The sequence below is a fragment of the Clostridia bacterium genome, assembly GCA_014360065.1.
In the GTDB taxonomy this organism is placed as follows: Bacteria; Bacillota; DSM-521; order Neomoorellales; family JACIYF01; genus JACIYF01.
In genome coordinates this window covers 1-21,299 of record JACIYF010000012.1, presented here as the reverse complement: position 1 = coordinate 21,299, position 21,299 = coordinate 1, and the positions used below count along the sequence as shown (strand labels likewise).

The 21,299-nt window shown below is 51.7% G+C and carries 17 protein-coding genes; 15 read left to right on the top strand and 2 right to left on the bottom strand.

The window, feature by feature from the left end:
* The first annotated feature begins 24 nt into the window (after positions 1-24).
* From H5U02_03600 to H5U02_03560, 9 genes are read left to right on the top strand one after another with little or no spacing between them, the layout of a single operon-like run.
* Positions 25-1,623 carry a CoB--CoM heterodisulfide reductase iron-sulfur subunit A family protein gene (locus H5U02_03600; protein MBC7341523.1) on the top strand — a complete coding sequence of 533 codons (1,599 nt, stop codon included), beginning with the start codon at positions 25-27 and terminating at the stop codon, positions 1,621-1,623.
* Positions 1,620-2,036 carry a hydrogenase iron-sulfur subunit gene (locus H5U02_03595; GenBank protein MBC7341522.1) on the top strand — a complete coding sequence of 139 codons (417 nt, stop codon included), beginning with the start codon at positions 1,620-1,622 and terminating at the stop codon, positions 2,034-2,036. Before H5U02_03600 ends, H5U02_03595 begins: the two co-directional genes overlap by 4 nt.
* Positions 2,033-2,701: a methylenetetrahydrofolate reductase C-terminal domain-containing protein gene (locus H5U02_03590; GenBank protein ID MBC7341521.1), complete on the top strand. Its 669-nt coding sequence runs from the start codon at positions 2,033-2,035 to the stop codon at positions 2,699-2,701. The genes H5U02_03595 and H5U02_03590 overlap by 4 nt, the downstream gene beginning before the upstream one ends.
* Positions 2,698-3,621, top strand: a complete 924-nt coding sequence (locus tag H5U02_03585) for a methylenetetrahydrofolate reductase (GenBank protein ID MBC7341520.1) — start codon at positions 2,698-2,700, stop codon at positions 3,619-3,621. Before H5U02_03590 ends, H5U02_03585 begins: the two co-directional genes overlap by 4 nt.
* Before the next feature lie 16 nt (positions 3,622-3,637).
* Complete coding sequence (locus H5U02_03580; protein ID MBC7341519.1) at positions 3,638-4,102, top strand: 4Fe-4S dicluster domain-containing protein; 465 nt, start codon at positions 3,638-3,640, stop codon at positions 4,100-4,102.
* Positions 4,103-4,159: 57 nt separating this feature from the next.
* The gene (locus tag H5U02_03575; protein MBC7341518.1) at positions 4,160-8,605 is read left to right on the top strand and encodes an FAD-dependent oxidoreductase; all 4,446 of its coding nucleotides are present in this window, start codon (positions 4,160-4,162) and stop codon (positions 8,603-8,605) included.
* Positions 8,606-8,639: 34 nt separating this feature from the next.
* On the top strand, positions 8,640-9,083 hold the full coding sequence (locus H5U02_03570) for a hydrogenase iron-sulfur subunit (protein MBC7341517.1): 444 nt from the start codon (positions 8,640-8,642) through the stop codon (positions 9,081-9,083).
* Positions 9,070-10,026 (top strand): oxidoreductase, encoded by a 957-nt coding sequence (locus tag H5U02_03565; protein ID MBC7341516.1) that lies wholly within the window; start codon positions 9,070-9,072, stop codon positions 10,024-10,026. The genes H5U02_03570 and H5U02_03565 overlap by 14 nt, the downstream gene beginning before the upstream one ends.
* Entirely contained in the window at positions 10,026-11,486 is a 1,461-nt protein-coding gene (locus H5U02_03560; GenBank protein MBC7341515.1) for a Ni/Fe hydrogenase subunit alpha, read from the top strand. The genes H5U02_03565 and H5U02_03560 overlap by 1 nt, the downstream gene beginning before the upstream one ends.
* Before the next feature lie 75 nt (positions 11,487-11,561).
* Here H5U02_03560 and H5U02_03555 read toward each other — a convergent pair whose 3' ends face one another.
* On the bottom strand, positions 11,562-12,458 hold the full coding sequence (locus H5U02_03555; protein MBC7341514.1) for a LysM peptidoglycan-binding domain-containing protein: 897 nt from the start codon (positions 12,456-12,458) through the stop codon (positions 11,562-11,564).
* 187 nt (positions 12,459-12,645) lie between these two features.
* On the opposite strand from H5U02_03555, the gene H5U02_03550 reads away from it, so the two are divergent.
* From H5U02_03550 to groL, 3 genes are all read left to right on the top strand, one after another.
* Positions 12,646-14,559 carry an MBL fold metallo-hydrolase gene (locus tag H5U02_03550; GenBank protein MBC7341513.1) on the top strand — a complete coding sequence of 638 codons (1,914 nt, stop codon included), beginning with the start codon at positions 12,646-12,648 and terminating at the stop codon, positions 14,557-14,559.
* Between the two features lie 134 nt (positions 14,560-14,693).
* Positions 14,694-14,987, top strand: a complete 294-nt coding sequence (groES, locus tag H5U02_03545; protein MBC7341512.1) for a co-chaperone GroES — start codon at positions 14,694-14,696, stop codon at positions 14,985-14,987.
* Positions 14,988-15,036: 49 nt separating this feature from the next.
* On the top strand, positions 15,037-16,656 hold the full coding sequence (gene groL, locus H5U02_03540; GenBank protein MBC7341511.1) for a chaperonin GroEL: 1,620 nt from the start codon (positions 15,037-15,039) through the stop codon (positions 16,654-16,656).
* A 68-nt stretch (positions 16,657-16,724) separates the two neighbouring features.
* Here groL and H5U02_03535 read toward each other — a convergent pair whose 3' ends face one another.
* Complete coding sequence (locus H5U02_03535) at positions 16,725-17,759, bottom strand: rod shape-determining protein (GenBank protein MBC7341510.1); 1,035 nt, start codon at positions 17,757-17,759, stop codon at positions 16,725-16,727.
* A gap of 196 nt (positions 17,760-17,955) precedes the next feature.
* Here H5U02_03535 and H5U02_03530 point away from each other — a divergent pair, with 196 nt between their 5' ends.
* The 3 genes from H5U02_03530 to H5U02_03520 all read left to right on the top strand — a co-directional run bounded on the left by H5U02_03530 (position 17,956) and on the right by H5U02_03520 (position 21,119).
* Positions 17,956-18,639 carry a response regulator transcription factor gene (locus H5U02_03530; protein ID MBC7341509.1) on the top strand — a complete coding sequence of 228 codons (684 nt, stop codon included), beginning with the start codon at positions 17,956-17,958 and terminating at the stop codon, positions 18,637-18,639.
* 29 nt (positions 18,640-18,668) lie between these two features.
* Entirely contained in the window at positions 18,669-20,117 is a 1,449-nt protein-coding gene (locus H5U02_03525) for a HAMP domain-containing protein (protein MBC7341508.1), read from the top strand.
* A 135-nt stretch (positions 20,118-20,252) separates the two neighbouring features.
* Positions 20,253-21,119 carry a GerMN domain-containing protein gene (locus H5U02_03520; GenBank protein ID MBC7341507.1) on the top strand — a complete coding sequence of 289 codons (867 nt, stop codon included), beginning with the start codon at positions 20,253-20,255 and terminating at the stop codon, positions 21,117-21,119.
* The last annotated feature ends 180 nt before the right edge of the window (positions 21,120-21,299 follow it).

Genomic DNA, 21,299 nt, shown 5'->3' with positions numbered 1-21,299 from the left:
TACGCTAATTTAGGAGTGAGGGCTGTGAACGAGAACTTGAAAATCGGGGTATTTTTGTGTAAATGTGGCGGGGCTTTGGCAAAACGAATAGATTTTCAAAAGCTGTTGACCCAAGTCAACACTTTTCCCGGGGTGTCTTACTCGCAAGTGGACAGCGCTCTATGCTTGGCCGAGGGCCGGGTAAGCATAGGCAGGGCTATAAAAGAACAGGGCTTAAACCGGGTGGTAATTGCTGGTTGCTCTCCTAGTTTCCATGAGGAGACTTTCATGGAGGCGCTCCGGGACTTTGGCTTTGATCCTCAACTTATGGCCATGGCTGCTCTGAGGGAACGTTGCTTCGGAGAAGAAGCCACCCAGAGGGCTGCTCGCGAGGTGTTGGCCGCAGTCAGGAAGGCTGCATTGCTGGTACCTCTACCGGAAAAGGCAGTCTCAGTAGAGCCGGCGGTGGCGATAATAGGAGGCGGCCTTACCGGTATTGAAGCAGCCTTAACCGCGGCCCAGCTGGGGTTGAGGGTAACCCTGATAGAAAAGGAAAAGGAGTTGGGAAGGCGTGGTTCAGAGCTCTATCCGGAAGTACTAACCAAAAAGCTGCAAGAGCTGGTACAACAGCCCCGGATTACGGTTTCAACTGGCACAGAATTACTTGCAATTAAAGGACAAGCTGGCCATTTTGCAATCTCGGTGAAGAAAGGCGGGCAAACCTCTATCGTTAATGCGGGAGCCATCATTATAGCTAGTGGGGTCGAGCCTCAGACTCCGCCCTACTTTTCCCCTCCCCAGGTCATTGGCCTTTGGCAGCTACCCCGGATCCTAGCTACTTCCTCGGAAAAGTTTAGGCGAGTAGGGTTTCTTGTCGATTTAGCTCAGGAGTCGCGGTTAGCAAGCCACATGGCGGTTGAGGGTGCGCTCGCTTGTAAAAAGAATTGGGCTAGCGAAGCCTATATTCTTTGCCGCAATGTAAAGGTTGATGGCCGTGAATGGGAAGGCCTGTATCGACAGGCCCGAGACCAAGGTGTTATTTTCTTTAAATTTAGGGATAACCCGTCAGTAAAACTCTGTGGGGTACAAGTGGAGATCGTCGTCAACGATATCTACTTAGGTGGCCAGCCAGTTAGCCTTGCCTGCGATTTATTAGTGGTGGAGCAGGAACTAGCGGTAGGACCATCAATTCGAGAAATAGCCCGGGAAGCTGGACTTACCATTAGCCCTGAGGGCTGGCTCCAGGATGCTAACGTTCACCTCTACCCAGTTTTGTCCAACCGGCCTGGCATATTCTATGCGGGCCTGTGCCGTTGGGAGCAAGAATTGGAGGAAAGCTTGGCTGACGCTCGGCAAGCGGCAGAAAGCGCCGCCTCGTTGCTCAGTGGTGGGAAGACTTGGGTATTAAGTGGAAAGGTAGCTATAGAGGCTGAGAAGTGTGCGCTCTGTCTGACCTGCATTCGCAGCTGTCCACACCGGGCCATTAGCATCGATCCCATACGCCGTGCTCCCTACGTTGACGATTTATCCTGTCAGGGCTGTGGCATTTGTGCTGCCGAATGCCCCGGGAAAGCATTACAACTGAACGGCTTTACCGATGCACAGATGGCAGTACAACTGCAACTGGGGGAGGGGTGGAAGTGATCACAGCATTTGCCTGTTTTCGATCAGCCTACCTGGCTACCGATCAGGCGGTAATAACGGGATTGCTCGACCCGAGTGAGGTCAACATTGTTCGCGTTCCTTGCTCTGGACGGGTGGAAGTGCGCGATCTCCTAAGGGCCTTTCGAGATGGTGCGGACGGAGTTTTGGTGTTGGCTTGCCCAGAAGGTAGCTGCCAGGATCTTACCGGCAATGTTCGGGCTAGACAGCGGGTAGAATACGCTCAAAGACTCTTGGAAGAAATTGGCATAGAGAAGGAGCGCCTGGAAATGGCTGCTTTAGCCTCCATGATGGTACCGCAAGCTGCAGATGTGATAAAGGAAATGTTGGATACTGTCCGCGCTTTAGGTCCTTGCCGAGGCCGAGTATCTCAGGCAGAGGGGGTAGCAAAGTGATCGTTGGCGAACGGAAACCTCTGGCCGAAATCTGGCAAATGGTTTCACAACATCAAAGACTGCTAGTGGTGGGATGCGGTACCTGTGTTACGGTTTGCCTTGCTGGAGGCGAAAAAGAGGTCGGTATCTTGGCTTCTAGCCTTGAGCTTATAGCCCTTCGCCAAAACCAAAACCTAAAAGTGGTTGAGAAAACCATCATTCGCCAATGTGAAAAAGAAATGGTGAGAGAGCTAGAAGCCGAGGCTAGAGAAGTAGAAGCTATAGTCTCATTGGGATGCGGGGCCGGCGTTCAGACCATCGCCGAAATCTTCGCTGGTCTTCCAGTATATCCAGGACTAAACACTTCCTTTATAGGTATCCCTGAAGAACAAGGGGTTTGGTCAGAGCGGTGCGCCGCTTGCGGAAATTGCATTCTGGATCGTACTGGAGGTATCTGTCCCATAGCCCGCTGCTCCAAGAGCCTGCTCAATGGTCCTTGCGGTGGCTCGCAAAACGGTAAATGCGAGATTGATCCTACTATCGATTGTGGCTGGCAACTAATCTATGACCGCTTGAAAACCTTGGGGCAACTTAACAAGCTTGAGGAAATCCTGCCTCCTAAGGATTGGTCGACTAACCGCGATGGTGGTCCACGGAGGATAGATAGGGGAGATTTACGCCTATGAAAGCAGGAAGTAACCTTGAAAAAGTATTAGCAGCAGGTCACTTTGCAGTGACTGCTGAATGTGGCCCTCCCCAAGGTGCAGACCGAAAGGTCATTGAGCGGAAGGCTGGATACCTAAAGGGTTACGTAGATGCGGTTAATGTAACCGATAATCAAACCTCAATTGTTCGCATGTCGAGCCTGGCCAGTTGCGTCCTTTTGAGCCAGTTGGGTCTTGAGCCAACTATGCAGATGACTACCCGAGACCGGAATCGGATAGCTTTACAAAGCGATATCTTCGGAGCATGTGCATTGGGGATCAAGAACTTACTATGCCTTACCGGGGACCACCAAAGGTTCGGGAATCACCCTACGGCAAAGAACGTATTTGATGTAGATTCCATTCAGTTTCTCCAGATTGTAAAAACTATGCGGGATGAAGGCAAAACCGCTGCCGGGACTGATATTGAGGGTAGGCCAGCTCTATTCATTGGGGCAGCTGCCAATCCCTTTGCCGATCCCTTTGAATTTCGCGTACTTCGTCTTGCCAAGAAGGTGGCAGCCGGGGCGGACTTCATTCAGACCCAGTGTATTTTTAACGTTCAGAAATTCGCTAAGTGGATGGAAATGGTTCGCGATCGCGGGTTACATGAGAGAACTCATATCCTGGCCGGTGTCACGCCCCTAAAGTCGGTAGGTATGGCTCGGTACATGAAGGAAAGTGTAGCCGGGATGGATGTCCCAGATGAAATCATCAACCGGATGCGTGTAGCTGGAAAAGACAAGGCTAGAGAAGAAGGGATAAATATCTGCGTTGAGACCATCGAACAACTGCGACAGATAGAGGGCGTACACGGGATTCACCTGATGGCCATCGAGTGGGAAGAAATTGTTCCTACTATTGTCCAGCGGGCCGGCTTATACCCGCGGCCGCAACTCTAATTCTGGAGGTGTAAGCATGCAAGTTGCTTTGAGCGCTTTGGACCCAAAATTTAAATACGAAGTAGCCAATCACCCAGGAGGGGAAAACATCAAGTATTGCTTCGCTTGTGGCGTATGTACAGCCGGTTGTCCTGTTTCAGAAATTGACGACCGTTACAATCCTCGTCAGATCATCCGGAAGATACTTTTAGGAATGCGGGAGGAAGTACTGGGTTCCGATACCATTTGGCTCTGTATCTCTTGCAACACTTGTACCGCTCATTGCCCCCAAAACGTTAAGTTCTCTGATGTTATGGGGGCTTTGCGGGCTATGGCGGTAGACCAAGGATACGTTCATAAATCTTTCGAGGCCAAGGTCAGAGTTCTAGATAAGCTGGCCCAGGAGATTCGCCGGAAGCTGGTAATGGCAGTAGTAGATCAGCGGCAGCATGATTTTGCCCTCGATCCTGATAAATTGGTGCAGCAAGTCTTGGCCAAGTAAAGAAGCTTTTACTCACAAGCAACCGGTAGGGGCCAGGTGAAAGGAGGTAACCATTTGGTGGCTACAGAAGCCAATGGCCAAGTAGGAGCAGTCTTGGTTATAGGAGGTGGCATTGCCGGGATCCAGGCTTCTCTAGACTTGGCCGAATCAGGATACTACGTTTACTTAGTAGAGAGGTCACCCTCCATCGGTGGAGTTATGACTCAGCTGGATAAAACCTTTCCCACCAACGATTGCGCTATGTGCATACTGGCGCCCAAGTTAGTTGAATGTGGCCGTCATCTAAATATTGAAACCATTACCTATGCTGATGTTGTAAAGGTAGAAGGCGAACCAGGAAACTTCAGCGTTAGTATCCGTAAACGCTCCCGTTACATTGACCCTACCAAGTGTACCGGTTGTGCGCAATGTGCGGAAGTCTGCCCGGTGGAAGTACCTAGTGAATTTGACGAGGGCCAGGTTATGCGCAAGGCTATCTACCGCCCTTTCCCGCAGGCCTTTCCTAATGTGTTTGCTATTGAAAAATATAACCAGAAGCGGCCCTGCAGCCTCACTTGTCCGGCCGGATGCCACGTTCAGGGATACGTAGCTTTGATTGGGCAAGGAAAGTATAGGGAAGCGCTAGAACTAATCATGCGCCATATTCCTATTCCGGGCATAATTGGGCGGATTTGCCCTCACCCTTGTGAGGATAAGTGTAAGCGTACCTATATCGAGAACCCGATTTCTATTGCTGGCCTTAAGCGCTTTGCGGCTGACCAGGTAGGCCAGCTTCCAGTTCCAGAGATCGAGTACCGTCAAGAAAAAGTAGCTATTATCGGCTCTGGTCCGGCAGGCCTCAGTTGCGCGTATTACTTGGCCTTAGAAGGTTACCGGTCCACCATCTTTGAGGCTTTGCCGGTAGCTGGTGGTATGCTGGCGGTGGGGATACCTGCCTACCGACTGCCCCGGGAAGTCCTGAATCGGGAGATAGAGTATATTACCAGATTAGGAGCTGAGATCAGGACCAATACCCCGCTCGGGCCCGATCTCACCATTGACGATTTATTTGCCCAAGGGTATAAAGCTGTCTTTCTGGGGTTGGGGGCCCACCGCAGCCAGAAGCTCAACATTCCCGGTGAGGAAGCAGAGGGCGTATGCCACGGGGTTGATTTTTTGCGCGAGCTTAACTTGGGGAGACCAGTTACTGTAGGTAAAAAGGTTGCTGTTATCGGTGGCGGCAACGTAGCCATCGATGCGGCTAGATCAGCAGTTCGCTTAGGAGCAGAGGAAGTAACCATCCTTTACCGGCGTACCAAAAAGGAGATGCCAGCCGCTGAGGAAGAAATTGAAGCGGCCTTGGAGGAAGGCATTAAGATTGAATACTTGGTGGCCCCGGTGGAGGTATTAACTGACAACGGCAAAGTGTGTGGCCTGCGCCTTGTTCGCATGCAATTAGGAGCCCTCGATGCCTCTGGTCGCCGTCGGCCGGTTGCTATACCCGATTCTGAATTTGAAGTAGTTGTAGATATGGTAATTCCAGCCATCGGCCAGGCTTCCCAGTTGGATTGTCTTGAGAATAGTGGTATCGATATAGCTAAAGGGACCATAGTAGTCGATCCAGTTACCAAAGCTACTTCTCGGCCTGGGGTTTTTGCTGGCGGCGATGCTGTGACCGGGCCATCCATAGCTATAGAGGCGGTAGCGGCGGGAAGAGAGGCAGCCATTTCTATTGCGCGCTACCTACGAGGGGAGGACCTATTGGCCAACCGGCCCTTGTCCAAGCCAGATTTGAAGCTGGAACCGGATTTGGATGAGCTGCCTTTATGGCGTCCCAAGCAAGCCCGGGAAGTCATGCCTGCGCTTCCGGTAGAAAAGGCCAAGACGGGCTTTGATGAAGTCAATCTTGGTTTTAGCGAAGAAGCAGCTCGCCGAGAGGCGAAAAGGTGCCTAAGCTGTGGTACCTGTTCTGAATGCCTGCAGTGCATTGAAGCTTGCAAGGCCAAAGCTATTGACCATGAGATGCAAGATGAGTTGCTGGAGGTCAATGTGGGGGCCATAGTGCTATGTCCAGGCTTTGATGAGTTTGACCCTAGTCTACTTGTTCCTTATGGCTACCGCAAGTACAAAAACGTGGTTTCCAGCATTGAGTTCGAACGGATACTGAGCGCTTCTGGTCCATACCAAGGAGAGCTATGTCGCCCTTCGGATCGCAAACACCCTCATAAGGTGGCGTGGATCCAATGCATTGGTTCACGAGATGAAAAGATAGGATGCGGTTATTGCTCCTCGGTATGCTGCACTTACGCCATAAAAGAGGCCATAATTGCTAAGGAACATGCTGCTGAACCAATGGATGCCACTATCTTCTTTATGGATATGCGTACTTACGGTAAAGATTTCGATAAGTATTACGCCCGCGCACAAGAGGAGCATAAGATCAATTTTGTTCGCTCTAAAGTCTACGAGGTAGAAGAGCTGCCCGACCAGAGCTTGTTGGTAAAGTACACCACCGAGGATGGCCAGGTGGCTCAAGAGCAGTTTGACCTGGTGGTGCTATCAGTGGGTCTTAGGCCCTCCCATGGCTCCCACCAACTAGCTGACTTGCTTGGCATCCAGCTCAATCATTATGATTTCTGCGCGACAGAAACTTTTAACCCAGTCGAGACTTCCCGACCCGGAGTCTTTGTCTGTGGAGCCTTCAGCGGACCAAAGGATATTCCGGAAACGGTGATGCAAGCCAGCGCTGCGGCTGGCAGTGCTTCGGCTATGTTGGCTCCAGTGCGTAAGACCCTGACCAAGGAAAAAACTTACCCGCCAGAAATCGATGTACGGGGGCAAGAGCCGCGGATTGGAGTCTTCGTGTGCCATTGCGGCATTAACATTGGTGGTGTCGTGGACGTTCCAGCGGTGAAGGAATATGCGGCCACTCTTCCGGATGTGGTGTTTGCCGATGAAAACCTATATACCTGTTCCCAGGATACTCAGGAAAAAATCAAGGAAAAGATCAAGGAGTACAACTTAAACCGGGTCGTGGTAGCTTCTTGCTCGCCCCGCACCCACGAGCCCATGTTCCAGGAAACCATCAAAGAAGCCGGCCTCAACCGCTATCTGTTTGAGATGGCCAACATCCGCGACCAATGCTCCTGGGTTCACATGCACGAAAAAGAAGCTGCTACCGCCAAAGCCAAAGATTTGGTGCGCTCGGCAGTAGCTAAAGCGCGCTTAATTGAGCCGTTGTCGCAGCTGGCTGTGGGCTTGACCAGGAAAGCTCTGGTAGTAGGGGGAGGAGTAGCGGGACTGACCAGCGCTTTGACCCTATCCCAGCAAGGTTACGAAGTTGTTCTAGTCGAAAGGACCAGCGAACTGGGCGGCCAGGCGCGCCATATTTACTACACGGTTGAGGGGGACGATGTCCAGGCCTATCTAAAAGGTTTAATTCAAGCAGTTAAGAAGGATCCCCGGATCACTGTACTTATGGAGACAGAGATCGCTGACGTTTCCGGGTTTGTAGGCAATTATAAGACGGTGCTCAAAAATCGTTGCACTGGCCTTACCCATGAGATTGAGCATGGTGTGGCTATAATTGCCACTGGAGGCATGGAGTACCAGCCCCAGGAGTACCTGTACGGACAGCATCCCCAGGTTCTTACCGGCCGGGAGCTGGAACGACGGATTGCTACCGCTGACCCCAACCTAAGTAAGTTAAAGGATATCGTCATGATCCAATGCGTAGGTTCGAGGGATGAAGAGCGGCCATACTGTAGCCGAATCTGTTGTACTCAGTCAATTAAGAACGCCCTCGCCCTAAAACAAATAAATCCGGATCTCAATATCTACATCCTGTACCGGGATATTCGAACCTACGGGTTCAAAGAGGATTACTACCGCCAGGCTCGTGACCAAGGAGTGGTATTTCTCCGCTATGAGCCCGACCACAAGCCTCAACTGACTGCCGATGCTAGCAGCGGTCGAATTAAAGTATCCCTGCAGGATCAGATCTTGGGCCAACCCCTAATTATTGAGGCTGACATGGTAGCGTTAGCTACGGCTATCATCCCCGCCGATGGAAGGCATGAATTGGCTCAATTCTTCAAGGTACCTTTAAACGAAGATGGTTTCTTCCTGGAGGCGCACGTGAAGCTTCGCCCGGTAGATTTTGCTACTGACGGAGTGTTCCTGGCGGGGCTGGCTCATTCACCTAAATCAATTTCCGAAAGCATTGCTCAAGCCAAGGCAGCGGCCTCCCGGGCGACTACCGTATTGGTAAAGGACCAGATTACCGCCGAGGGCATCGTAGCCTCCATCGATGAAAACCTGTGCGCTGGCTGCAAAGTATGCGTGGGCATTTGCTCCTACAATGCCATTACTTTTGACCCTGAGAGGGAAGTAGCAGTAGTTAATGAAGCTCTGTGTAAGGGATGTGGTACTTGCAGCGCAGCCTGCCCCTCTGGCGCCAACACGGCCAGAGGCTTCAAGACAGAACAAATCATGAACCAAATCGAAGCCTTATTAAGCGCCTAATGGCATCGGCGAGGAGAGAGGTGTGGGATTAAACATGACAGAACAGCAATTCGAACCAAGAATTGTCGGGTTCCTGTGCAACTGGTGCAGCTATGCGGGTGCTGACCTGGCAGGCATTAGCCGGCTGCAGTACCCGCCCAACCTGCGGGTAATTCGGGTAATGTGTTCGGGAAGGGTCGAGCCTGCGTTCGTATTTAAAGCTTTGAGCGAAGGAGCCGATGGCGTGCTTATTGCTGGCTGTCACCCAGGGGATTGCCATTATAACCACGGCAACTACAATACCCTCAGGCGCTTTCCCTTAATGATGAGAGTGCTTGAGCAGCTGGGTGTAGAAAGAGATCGGGTACGGTTAGAGTGGGTGTCGGCAGCTGAGGGCAATATCTTTGCTCAGGTAGTTACAGACATGACCGAGAAGGTAAGAGCCCTCGGTCCATTTCGCGCTGCCGGCAAGGAGGTGAGCGCCGGTGGCGAAGCTTAAGCTAGCCCTGTACTGGGCAGCAGCCTGTGGCGGGTGCGACGTAGCGGTTTTGGATGTCAACGAGAAAATACTTGATATTGCTGCCATAGCCGATATTGTATTGTGGCCAATAGCTATGGACTTCAAGTACAGTGACGTTGAGGCTGTGGAGGATGGATCCATTGATGTATGCCTTTTCAATGGCGCCATCCGCAACTCGGAAAATGAGCATATAGCTAAACTTCTAAGACAGAAGAGCAAGATTATGGTAGCATTTGGTTCTTGTGCAATGATGGGGGGCATACCCGGGCTGGCCAACTTTACTACTCGAGAATCAATTTTGGAGCGAGTTTTTATCGAGACTCCTTCTACCGATAACCCTGACTGCATATTGCCTCAGACCCAGGTTTCTGTCCCCGAGGGCGTGCTAACCCTACCCGAGTTCTACGATAGGGTACGCGCGTTGGGTGACGTAGTAAAAGTGGAATACTATGTGCCTGGCTGTCCTCCCGCACCGGAACAAATTTGGAATGTGGTTGAAGCTATTGCTTCTGGCAATCTACCTCCTGCTGGGTCGGTAGTTGGAGCCTCAGAGAAGACGGTTTGCGATGAATGTAAGCGTCGCAAGGAGGAAAAGAAGATTAAGCAGTTCTACCGGCCCTACCAGATCATCCCCGATCCCGACCGTTGTTTATTGGAACAAGGGATCATTTGCTTGGGCTCGGTCACGCGTGGTGGTTGCGGGGTAAGGTGTCCTAACACCAATATGCCGTGCCGGGGCTGTTATGGACCAGCACCAAATATTGTGGAGCAAGGGGCTAAGATCATTAGTGCCCTCGGCTCGATCATTGATAGCAACGATCCCGAGGAAGTGGCAAGGATCATCGATGGCATCGTCGACCCAGCTGGAACTTTCTACCGTTTTGGTCTTCCCACATCGCTATTAAGGAGGGCGCGAGTCTGATGAGCAAGCGGGTGACCATTGACCCCATTACCCGTCTGGAGGGGCACGGAAAGATAGAAATCTTCCTCGACTCAGAGGGTGGGGTGGAAAATGTATATTTTCAAATTCCCGAGCTACGGGGGTTTGAAAAGTTTTGCGAGGGCAGACCGGTGGAGGAGCTCCCTCGGATTGTAACCCGCATCTGCGGCGTCTGACCCGGTGCCCATCACATGGCCTCGGGTAAGGCCGTTGATGCTGTTTTCCATGCCGATCCACCTCCAGCAGCCAAGAAGCTGCGCGAGCTATTTTATTCGGCTCACTTCGTACACAGCCACATTGCTCATTTTTATGCGTTGGCGAGCGCTGACTTTGTCCTAGGGCCTGACGCCCCTCCAGGTGACCGGAACGTCTTGGGCGTGATTAACAAAGTCGGGCTAGACATCGGCGGAGAGGTCATTAAGCACCGGGCTTATGCCCAAAAGACGCAGATTATCCTGAGCGGCCGCTCTACCCACCCAGTATGGAACCTGCCCGGTGGTGTCAGCAAAGGCATTAAGGAAGAAGAGCGGCAGGAGATTGAGGCCATGGCCAAATCCTGCGTACAGTTTGCTCAGTTTTCGCTTAAACTGTTTGAAGATGTGGTTTTGGCTAATAAGGCTTATTTAGATTTAATTCTAAGCGATGGTTATCGGCTGGTAAGCAACTACATGGGTCTGGTCGATGACAACAACCGCGTCAACTTTTATGACGGCCGGGTACGGGTAGTGGATTGTGAGGGCAAGGAGTTGTTCAAGTACGAACCCAATCAATACTTAGAATTCGTAAGCGAACATGTGGAGCCATGGTCATATTTGAAGTTTCCTTTTTTGAAGAAGCTGGGCTGGAAGGGGTTTGTGGAAGGCCCCGGTACCGGCGTGTATCAAGCTACTCCTCTATCGCGTTTAAACGCGGCCGAAGGCATGGCTACTCCCCTTGCTCAAGAGGCTTACGAAAAAATGTATTATACTTTGGGAGGCAAGCCTGCCCACGCAGTCCTAGCTACCCATTGGGCGCGCCTGGTGGAGCTGCTCTATGCTGCCGAGCGGATGCTGGAGTTGGCCAGAGATCCGGAGATTACTTCTCCTGAGATCAGGATCATACCTAGCGCTGCTCCCACCGAAGGCGTAGGCATTGTTGAAGCTCCGCGGGGTACGCTTACTCATCACTATCAGACCGATGACCGGGGCATAGTGACTAAGGTCAACTTGATCGTGGGGACTACTAACAACCACGCCCCCATTTACATGGCTATTAAGAAAGCGGCCCAGAGCCTCATCAAACCTGGCATCCAAATTACCCAGGGCATCCTTAATATGGTGGAGATGGCTTTTCGGGCCTACGATCCTTGTTTCAGCTGTGCTACCCATGCCATTACGGGTGAATTGCCCTGGCAAATCCGGGTGTACGATTCCCAGGGTAATCTAATCCAAGCTTTCCATTAGACAATCTCTATCCCCCGCCTCCAGTTGGAGCCCCGAGCGTGGCGCTCGGGGTATTTTTTTGTGTGGAGGCAATGGTTAGATGGTAAACACGTGGTTGGCAATGGTCTTAACCACCGGGCGGGTGCGTATCCAATTGGAGCCCGAAGTCAGCTCAGGATTATAGAAGTATAGGGACCCGTTGGTTGGATCCACTCCGCGAAGAGCTTCCTTGGCTGCCCGGATGGCACTTTCACTAGGTTCCTGGTAGATACTCCCATCTTGCACACAAGAAAACTGGTATACTCCTCCGTGGGCTTCAAAGATTACACCCTTAATGGTATTAGGGAACCTAGGGCTTTCAACCCGGTTGAGGATAACGGCTCCTACCGCCACTTGACCCAGGAACGGCTCGCCCCGGGCTTCAGCCGAAATGGCGCGAGCCAGCCACATCAAGTCTTCTTGGCTGTAAGAATGAGCCTGAGAGCGCGATCCCAGGGCAGCTTGCTGAACCATAACAGGTTGAGAGGCTCCCTGGGGAAGGATCAAGCGCCTTCCGGGGCGAATTAAATCTCCTCGAAGGCCGTTTATATCTTTCAGCTGGCCTACGCTAGTCCCAAACCGTTGGGCGATTCCCCACAAAGTATCACCGGCTTTAACTACGTAACCTTCTGCCGGGTGGTTATTGCTGTTGTCGGCGCAGTTTTGGTTTACCTGTTCCTGTTCACTGTCCGGGATGGTCAAAGCCTGTCCTTCGGTAATTAGACTTGACTGCAGCTGGTTGGCTTCCATCAAGGAGTCAACTCGTATACCATAGTCACGAGCAATGCTCCATAAGGTATCCCCTGGCTGCACCAAGTATATGGCTTGTTGGCTTACCTCAGTTAAGCGCTCAGGTATGGGGCAGACCACGTAAGCTAACGCTGACCGCGCTGGCGCTGCCAACAAGGTTAATACCAACAAGATTTTGGCTAAACAAGACACTTTTCTTGACAATCTGTAGTTTGAACCTCCTTTAGACACGGTTCGCTAACCATTATTGCCGTTAAAACAGGGATTTATACGCTTTATGGTATATTGTGCTGGATTTGGTAATTGATGGTCGGCTTTTGGCAGGAGGAGAAGCATATTTCTTAGCGAAAAGAACTGTTTGGAAATATCTGGCAAGCAAGGAGGTATAATAGTGTCAAACAAGAAAGGTGCCAAGTCCTCTGCTACCCTTCCTGACTTAGTGGAGTTTAGGAAATGGGTGCAGCAAATCGAGGAGGCCCAGGCCAAAGTGGAGCAGGCGCGAGAAGCTCAGCGAAGAAAATATGCTGATCTAGTGGGCGAGCTTAACGAACACCGGACAATCTTGCAGGCATTGATAGAATGGAACGGGAGGGCCTACCCGGAAGTTAAGGCCCAAATGGCGATTGACGAGAAGATCGGGCAGGTTAAGGTGGCGATAGAAAGGTTAGAGGAGCGACTTCGCAAGTACCTGGCGGAACGCCCATGGTTGGCTGAAGAGGCTTGCCAGCCTGTGGGCGATGGCATACCTGCGGATGACTTGGGCACCATTAGTGGGGTAGAGGGCACGGCTCGGCCTAAAGATGAGGGCGTACCTGCCGGTGGGGCCAGCATAGAGTCGGCGTCTGAACCTCCTATGGCTGAGACGGCAGAAGCCCAAGCAGCAGCTGCCCTGGTAGCTGAAGCTGTAAGTGAGCCATTTGAGATTTCTAACTCCGAGGCATCAGAACCTGGTTTCAAGGAACCAGGTGAACCAAGCATAGAGGAAGAAGAGCTGTCGCGTTGGCCGGCTCGGCAAAGGCAGCGGCCGCGAACCGGTAGCCGGATCGGTTTGGTAGTGTTGGGAGGAGGACGAGAGGTTGGAGCTAGTTGCATATTCCTGCGTCATAGCTCTACCACCATACTCTTGGATGCCGGCCTACGGTTGACTTCCAATAATTATTTGCCAGACTTGGATTTTATTGATCGCTTGGATGCAGTCTTGGTAAGTCATGCCCACCTCGATCATTGCGGGGCTCTGCCGCTAGTAAGGTCTAAATGGCCAGACGTACCTATCTTATGTACTCGTCAAAGCAAGCCTTTAATTCGCTTGGCATTGACCGATCAAGCCGGTTTTTGGGAAGGAGAGAATGAATACACGCCCCTAGCCGATCGCAACCTAATTGAGCATTTGGGGTTGACGGCACTGGATTACGGGCTTCCATATACTGGTATCGAGGGTGTTCGAGTTACTATGTTTCCGGCAGGTCACCTTTTGGGGGCGGCCATGATTTCCATTCAATTTACAGATGGAGAGGTACTGTATACCGGCGATTTTAACCTGCGGGCTTTACCTACGGTGGATGGGGCCGTGCCCCAGGAAAGTTTTCCTGATGTATTGATTATGGAAGGCACCGCTCAGAGCGGGATGCGGGGAGTAAGGAGCTGGGCAGAAGAGGAAGCGGACTTTCTGGATAAAATCAAGGGCGTGCTCGCGCAAGGAGGCTTTGTGTTGTTGCCTGCATTTGCAGTGGGTCGCGCCCAGGATTTAATTCTCTTACTAAAGGAAGCCATGCGAAAAGGAAGAATACCTGAAACGAAAATCTACGTAGATGGAATGGTGCGCGAGGTATGCAACATCTATCGAACTTTCTGGAAAAGTCTGCATCAAGATCTGCAAGGATCCAACAAGGAAAAAGGGTTTTTCCATTATCCGGTGGTGGAAGTTCGCAACTCCATCATCCGGGAAAAGCGGGTTTGGCAGCAACCCTGCATTATTCTGGCTAGCTCGGGTACCTTACTAGGTGGTCCTGCGGCTAACTACAAGGACAAGATTGTGGGGCGAAAGGATTCTGCTATCATTTTTACCGGCACTGAGGGCAAGCTAGCTATGTCAGCCATAACTCAGCCGGTTCGCTGCCAGGTCTACAGGTATGCCTTTTCTACCCATCCCAGCGAAGAGGAGCTAAAACGTTTGGCAGCTTATTACGACCCTGATAGCATAGTTTTGGTACATGGAGAAGAGAAGGAAATTGATCGCCTGGCGCATACCCTTGGCAAGGACCGGAACGTCTATGCCCCAACTAACGGCGAATGGCACGACATCTAGCAAATTTTTGATGTTAAGCCGTTGACAAGGCAATAAAGGGTGGCTATTATATTACTTGGTTGTTAGCACTCACCTGAGGTAAGTGCTAACAACCAATCTTTGCTAAGTTAATACATAGAAAGGAGGGTTTTTGAGTGCCTCAACTTAAACCGTTGGCTGACCGGGTTATTGTAAAAGTCTCCACTAGCGAGGAGGTAACCAAGGGGGGGATTGTTCTTCCGGACACCGCCAAGGAAAAGCCGCAGGAAGGAGAAGTGATAGCGGTTGGCCCTGGGCGAGTTTTGGACAATGGAGAGCGCCTCACCCCGGAGGTCAAGGTTGGTGACCGGGTCATCTTCGCCAAGTACAGTGGGACGGAGGTCAAGGTCGAGGGCGAAGAGTACCTCATTATCAGGGACAGTGACATACTAGCTATTCGTGAAGGATAATAGCTACTAGGTTTGGAAATATAGATTCGGTAAGAGGGAGGTTGAGGTAATGGCTGCTAAACAGTTGATTTACGACGCTGAGGCCCGCCGCGCTCTGGAGCGGGGTGTTAACGCCGTAGCCAACGCGGTAAAGGTAACTTTAGGACCTAAGGGCCGCAACGTTGTATTGGAACGTAAGTTCGGATCCCCCGTTATCACTAAAGACGGGGTTACGGTAGCCAAAGAAATCGAACTCAAAGACCCATATGAGAACTTAGGGGCTCAGCTGTGCCGAGAGGTAGCTTCCAAGACCAATGACGTAGCTGGGGATGGAACTACCACTGCTACTGTGCTAGCCCAAAGGATAGTCTTGGAAGGCTTAAAAAACGTTGCAGCTGGAGCCAATCCTATTTTTGTGAAGAAAGGTATCGATAAGGCGATCGAGGCCGCAGTCGAAGCGATTAAGAAGGCCAGCATCACCGTTGAGACGCGTGACAGCATTGCCCACGTAGCCGCCATAGCTGCCAATGACCCGGAGATTGGTGAGCTTATTGCCGAGGCCATGGAGAAGGTAGGCAAGGACGGGGTAATTACTGTCGAGGAATCCAAAGGCATAACCACCAGCGTAGAAGTCGTTGAAGGCATGGAGTTCGACAAGGGATATGTATCGCCTTATTTTGTTACCAACGCTGACACCATGGAAGCCGTCCTGGAGGAGCCCTACATTCTCATCCACGAAAAGAAGATCTCGGCAGTAACTGAGCTCTTGCCAGTTCTCGAGAAGGTAGTTCGTACTGGCAAGCCGTTGCTCATCATAGCTGAGGATATCGAGGGCGAGGCCCTGGCTACCCTGGTAGTCAACAAGATCCGCGGTACGCTTAATGCCTGCGCGGTCAAGGCGCCTGGGTTTGGTGACCGACGCAAAGCCATGATGGAGGATATTGCCATTCTAACTGATGGCAAGTTCATCTCTGAAGACCTGGGCATTAAGCTTGAAAATGTTGACCTGAACATGCTTGGTCGGGCTAAGACGGTCAAGGTGACCAAAGAAAAGACTACCATCGTAGAAGGTGCCGGATCGCGGGATGCCATTAACGCCCGGGTCAACCAGATTCGCAAGCAGATCGATGAGACCGATTCTGACTACGATCGTGAAAAGTTGCAGGAGCGCTTGGCCAAACTGGCTGGCGGCGTGGCTGTGATAAAAGTAGGAGCTGCTACCGAGACCGAGCTCAAGGAAAAGAAGCACCGGGTAGAGGATGCTCTGTCAGCTACTAGAGCCGCAGTCGAAGAGGGCATTGTGCCGGGTGGCGGCACTACGCTCATCAACATTATTCCGGTCTTGGATGATGTCAAGGCCGAGGGTGATGAATCAATAGGGGTCCAGATAGTCCGCCGCGCCTTGGAGGAGCCTTTACGCCAGATCGCTGTTAACGCTGGTCTAGAAGGTTCAGTGGTGGTTGAGAAAGTGAAGACCCTGGAGAAGGGAATTGGCTTTGATGCCGTGAGCGAAGAATATGTGGATATGGTGAAAGCCGGTATTGTTGATCCAGCTAAGGTCACTCGTAGCGCCTTACAAAATGCCGGCAGCATTGCCTCTATGCTATTGACCACGGAAGCTTTGATTACCGAGATCCCCGAGAAGGAGAAGACGCCGCCTTATCCTCCTTCCCCAGATATGGATTATTAGGGCTTGGAACTTTAGGGCCCCGGAGCGCATGCGCTCCGGGGCCCTAAACTATGGGACTCCGATCGGGCCTAAGCCCGGTAAAGGGCCAATTGCGACAGGCTAGCTGTCTGGGTTAGGGCTTTGCCTGCTCCCCGCGCTGCACATTCGATTGGGCGGTCAGCTACCCTAACTGGGAGTGCCAATTCCTGGCTCAGCAGTTTATCTAAATTTTTCAGCATTGCTCCTCCACCGGTCATAACGATCCCATTTTCAATTATGTCTGAAGCTAGCTGGGGAGAAGTGCGCTCGAAAACGCGGCTAGCCATGTGTATTAGAGTCCAAAGCGGGTGAGACAATGCCTTGGTGATGTCTTGAGCGGTAATTTCGACCTTTTTAGGGAGACCGGTAACCGTATGGATCCCGGTAATCTCAGTCTTGGCCCCTGGCGGTGGGTCGCACGCAAAACCCCATTGCTTTTTAAGTTTTTCGGCAGTGGGTCCACCAACTTCCAACAAGTACTCCCGGCGCAGGTAGTCTTTAATAGCCTCGTCCCATGCGTCCCCAGCTTCGCTGGTAGAAGTAGCATTCACCACCCCACCTAAAGCCAATACCGCTATCTCGGCTCGGCCTCCGCCAATATTGATTACCATGCTGCCTGTGGCTTCGTCGACTGGAAGGTGAGCTCCCATGGCAGCTGCCAGCGGCTCCTCGATTAGATAGGCTTCGCGGGTGCCTGCTTGTTGCACCGCCTGCAGGACTGCTCTTTTTTCGACCTGACTGGAACCGTAACTGACAGTGGTGATTACTCGTGGTTTGGCTAAAGGCCGCTTCCCTATGGCTTTAAAAAGGAAATGCTTTAGCATCCTTTCAGTGGTGTCAAAATCAGCTACGGTACCCCGGCGTAGCGGCCGGATAACCTCAATTGTATCAGGCACCCTTTCCAGCATCTGCGCCGCTTCCTTGCCAAAGGCAACCACATCACCACTGGCCTTATCGATGGCAATAACCGAAGGTTCCTGAAGGACTATGCCCTTGCCACGAACATAGACCAGGGTAGTAGAGCTGCCCATGTCGATAGCCACGTCTCGACCCTGGCCGGGTATACTCTTCCGGAAGATACCTATAGGTTGCCTAGGCTCGCTAGCAGAACCCGGTTTTTCATCGGCCACGGCGGTGATTTCACCCCTTTGCTAAGTCCTTATATAGTTTGCACTGGCGGTCCGAAGTAATGTAGGTAGTAACAGTAGTTTTTCAAGATGGGTTTTGCGTGTTATACTGAATGGCAATAGAGAAAGGTGGGAGCAACCGGTGGAGCCTCCCGTGAGGATTCTGGTGGTAGATGACGAACCGTCGCTGCTAAAAGCTTTAAAGCATTCACTGGAGCGAGAAGGATACCAAGTAGTCACCGCCCAAACTGGGGCAAAAGCTCTGCAGTTAATTAACGACCAGGATTTTGACCTCCTGGTCTTAGATCTTATGTTGCCTGAGGTAGATGGGTTGGCCGTCTGCCGCCAAGTACGTTTGCGTTCGAATCTTCCCATTATTATGCTTACTGCCCGCAGCGAAGACCTCGATAAAATCATCGGCCTGGAAATGGGAGCTGATGATTATGTCACCAAACCTTTCAACATGCGTGAACTCCTGGCTAGGATAAGAGCCTTATTGCGCCGTTCCCGCGCAGTCCCCTTTAGTAACCAGGCGACAATATCCATCGGCGATCTTCAGGTAGATTTGGCTCGCCAGCGGGTACTGGTACGGGGGCGGGAGGTGGAACTTACTGCTCGAGAATTTTCCATATTGCAGGTTCTAGTTCGGCACCCTGGTCGCGTTTACCACCGGAGCGACCTATTAAAGCTAGTTTGGGGATATGAGCAGACTAGTGATGACCGTACTATCGATGTCCACATCCGCCGGCTCCGGGAAAAACTAGAGCTTGATCCTTCGCGGCCCAAGTACATTTTGACCAAATGGGGCGTAGGGTACTACTTTAATGATCGCCTTTAACCTTATTTTAGGAAAAGAGGTAGCCGGGTTTGAGTTGGCGCACGAAACTAGCTTTGACTTATTGCTTGGTTATCATACTGGTGGTGGGAACGGCAGGATTCTTCCTAGAGCGATCGGTATCAAACCAATATGTGCAAGGAGCTAAAATGTCTCTTCTTACCCAGGCCAGCATCGCTGCCACCGTGGTGGGGCAGGAATTGGAGCAGGGCAAGTCGCTTGATACGGTGGTAGACAGCTTCTCCCGGCAGATCGGGCACCGCTTACTGGTAGTTGATTCCCAAGGTAAGGTAATCAGCGATTCGGCTGGTCCCAATGGACTGATAGGCGAAGTCCTTGGCCATGCCGAATTGAGAAGCGCCTTGCGAGGCCAAGGTATGGCGGAAATGCATTTCTTACCGGGGGAAGGGTGGGCCATGTACGCTACTTCCCCGATTAGCCAGGGCCGAAAAACGGTGGGAGCAGTGCTCATTTCCGCTTCAGTTGAATGGGTAATGGAGCAAATTGCTTCATTTAGGCAAGGCCTCTTGACTATTCTGGCTCTCTCAGGAATGGTGATAGCAGGTATAAGCTGGCTGGTAGCCAACTTTATCACCCGTCCAATCAAGGAGCTTACCGCGGCAGCGAGGGAACTCAGCCGAGGCAACTTGTCCTGCCGAGTCGGATCCAGGTGGGGGAAAGACGAAATTGCAGAGCTTGGTGCTGCCTTTAACACCATGGCTGATGCCTTAGAAGACTGGGAAACAGCCAGGCGGAACTTTCTAGCCAATGCTTCCCATGAGCTCAGAACCCCGCTCGGATCTATCAAAGCTTTGACTCAATCGGCCTTAGATGATCCCAACGCTGATGCCGAGCTGTACCGGGAGTTTTTGAGGGACATCGAGGCGGAGGTGGACCGACTGGCTCGGCTGGTTAACAATCTATTGGAGATGACTCGCCTCAGCAAAGTAAAGGGGTTGGATTTGAGCGTAGTCAACGTCCAAGAATTAGTTGAGGAAGCAGCGCGGTTGCTTCGTCCTCTAGCCGAGATCAAGGGCGTAAGCCTAAAGGTACTTGACTCGCCACTTGTATACGCGATGGGAGACGGCGAGAGGCTGCTAGAAGTAATCCTAAATCTTATTGACAACGGCATTAAGTACACGCCTAGTGGAGGGCGAGTGGAGGTATCCGTACGGCCCAGTGAGCAATGGATTGAGATCCGGGTGCAAGATACTGGGGTAGGCATCGCGCCAGAGGCGTTGCCGCACCTGTTTGAGCCGTTCTATCGGGGTGATTTGGCTCGAACCCGAGATAGGAGCTCCAGCGAGCTCCCGCGAAGCAGAGGAGGATTCGGCTTAGGGCTGGCGTTGAGCCAAGAGATCATCCGTCTCCACGGTGGTCGCATCGAGGTTGATAGCCAGCCGGGGCGGGGGAGCATTTTTACGGTTCAATTGTCGGCTAGGTTGGGACTCCCAGATCGGCAGATCGAACAAACTGGATAGTTGTAAGAGAAACTTAATACAATCATAATACTTTTGTAACAACTGTTAACAGGTGAGCAATATTATCGGTATATCCTAAATCTAGAGCTAATAGGGCTCAACATGTCGAAAGGAGGATTGTTGATGCTCCGAAGAATGACGTGGTGGCTGGCATTGGTTTTGGTTTTGGCGGTTACGCTGGGAGGATGCAGCCAGGAGGGCAAGCCGACTGCCTCCGGCGGTCAACAGGTAGCTGAAAACCAAGAGGCTTCAAAAGCCGAGAGCCAACCTCCCATAAGCCCTGAACCCAAACAGGATAAAGTAACTCTCACCCTGTATTTTGCTGATGATCAGGCCATGAATGTAGTGCCGGAAGAGCGGACAGTGGATAAAGGCAATGGAAACCTGGAACAGCTGATTGTAACCGAGCTTTTGCGGGGACCACAGTTGGATCCCACCTTGCGTGCTACCTTGCCCCAAGGCACGCGTTTGCTATCGGTGGAGACGCGGGATGGAATTTGCTACGTAAATTTCTCCAAAGAGGTGCAGACTAAACATTGGGGCGGGTCAGCTGGTGAGTCCATGACCATACAGTCAGTGGTCAATTCTCTAACCGAGCTCCCCAATGTGAAAGCAGTTCAGTTCCTCCTGGAAGGCAAGAAAGAGGAGTCCATCTGGGGCCATGGAATTACCTCGGAACCGATTGAACGACATATTACTACCGGGTCAATATATAACAGTCCGGAACGACTGAAGTGGCTTCAGGAGGATCGGGTAAACAAGGGGCTCGATAAGTGGCGGATAGATCCCTTGCAGGTGGCCAAGCGGGAAGGTGGGATCGCCGGCTTCCTAAAGACGGATGTAATGAAGCTCATTACCACCGGTGCCAGCGGCAAAGAGGTTACTGGCCAAGCCGCAGTAGAGGTTACCCACGAGGGTGCCGAGTATAGGATTACCCTCACCCAGTTCGGCGGGCCCGATCCCAATCACATCTGGGTTATCGACGCGGTGGAAAAGGCGTAGGCGGAGAGTTGCTTCCATTAACCAGCAGTAAGTTGCCTGGAAAGAATATAAATGGCCGGTTCCTTCAGCTAACCGGCCATTTATAATCCTGACATAAAATAGTTTATAGTTTTCAGTAAATTATGTTGAGGGTCTATATCTTTAAGCAATACATGCCGAATAATCATATTGGGTGAATGT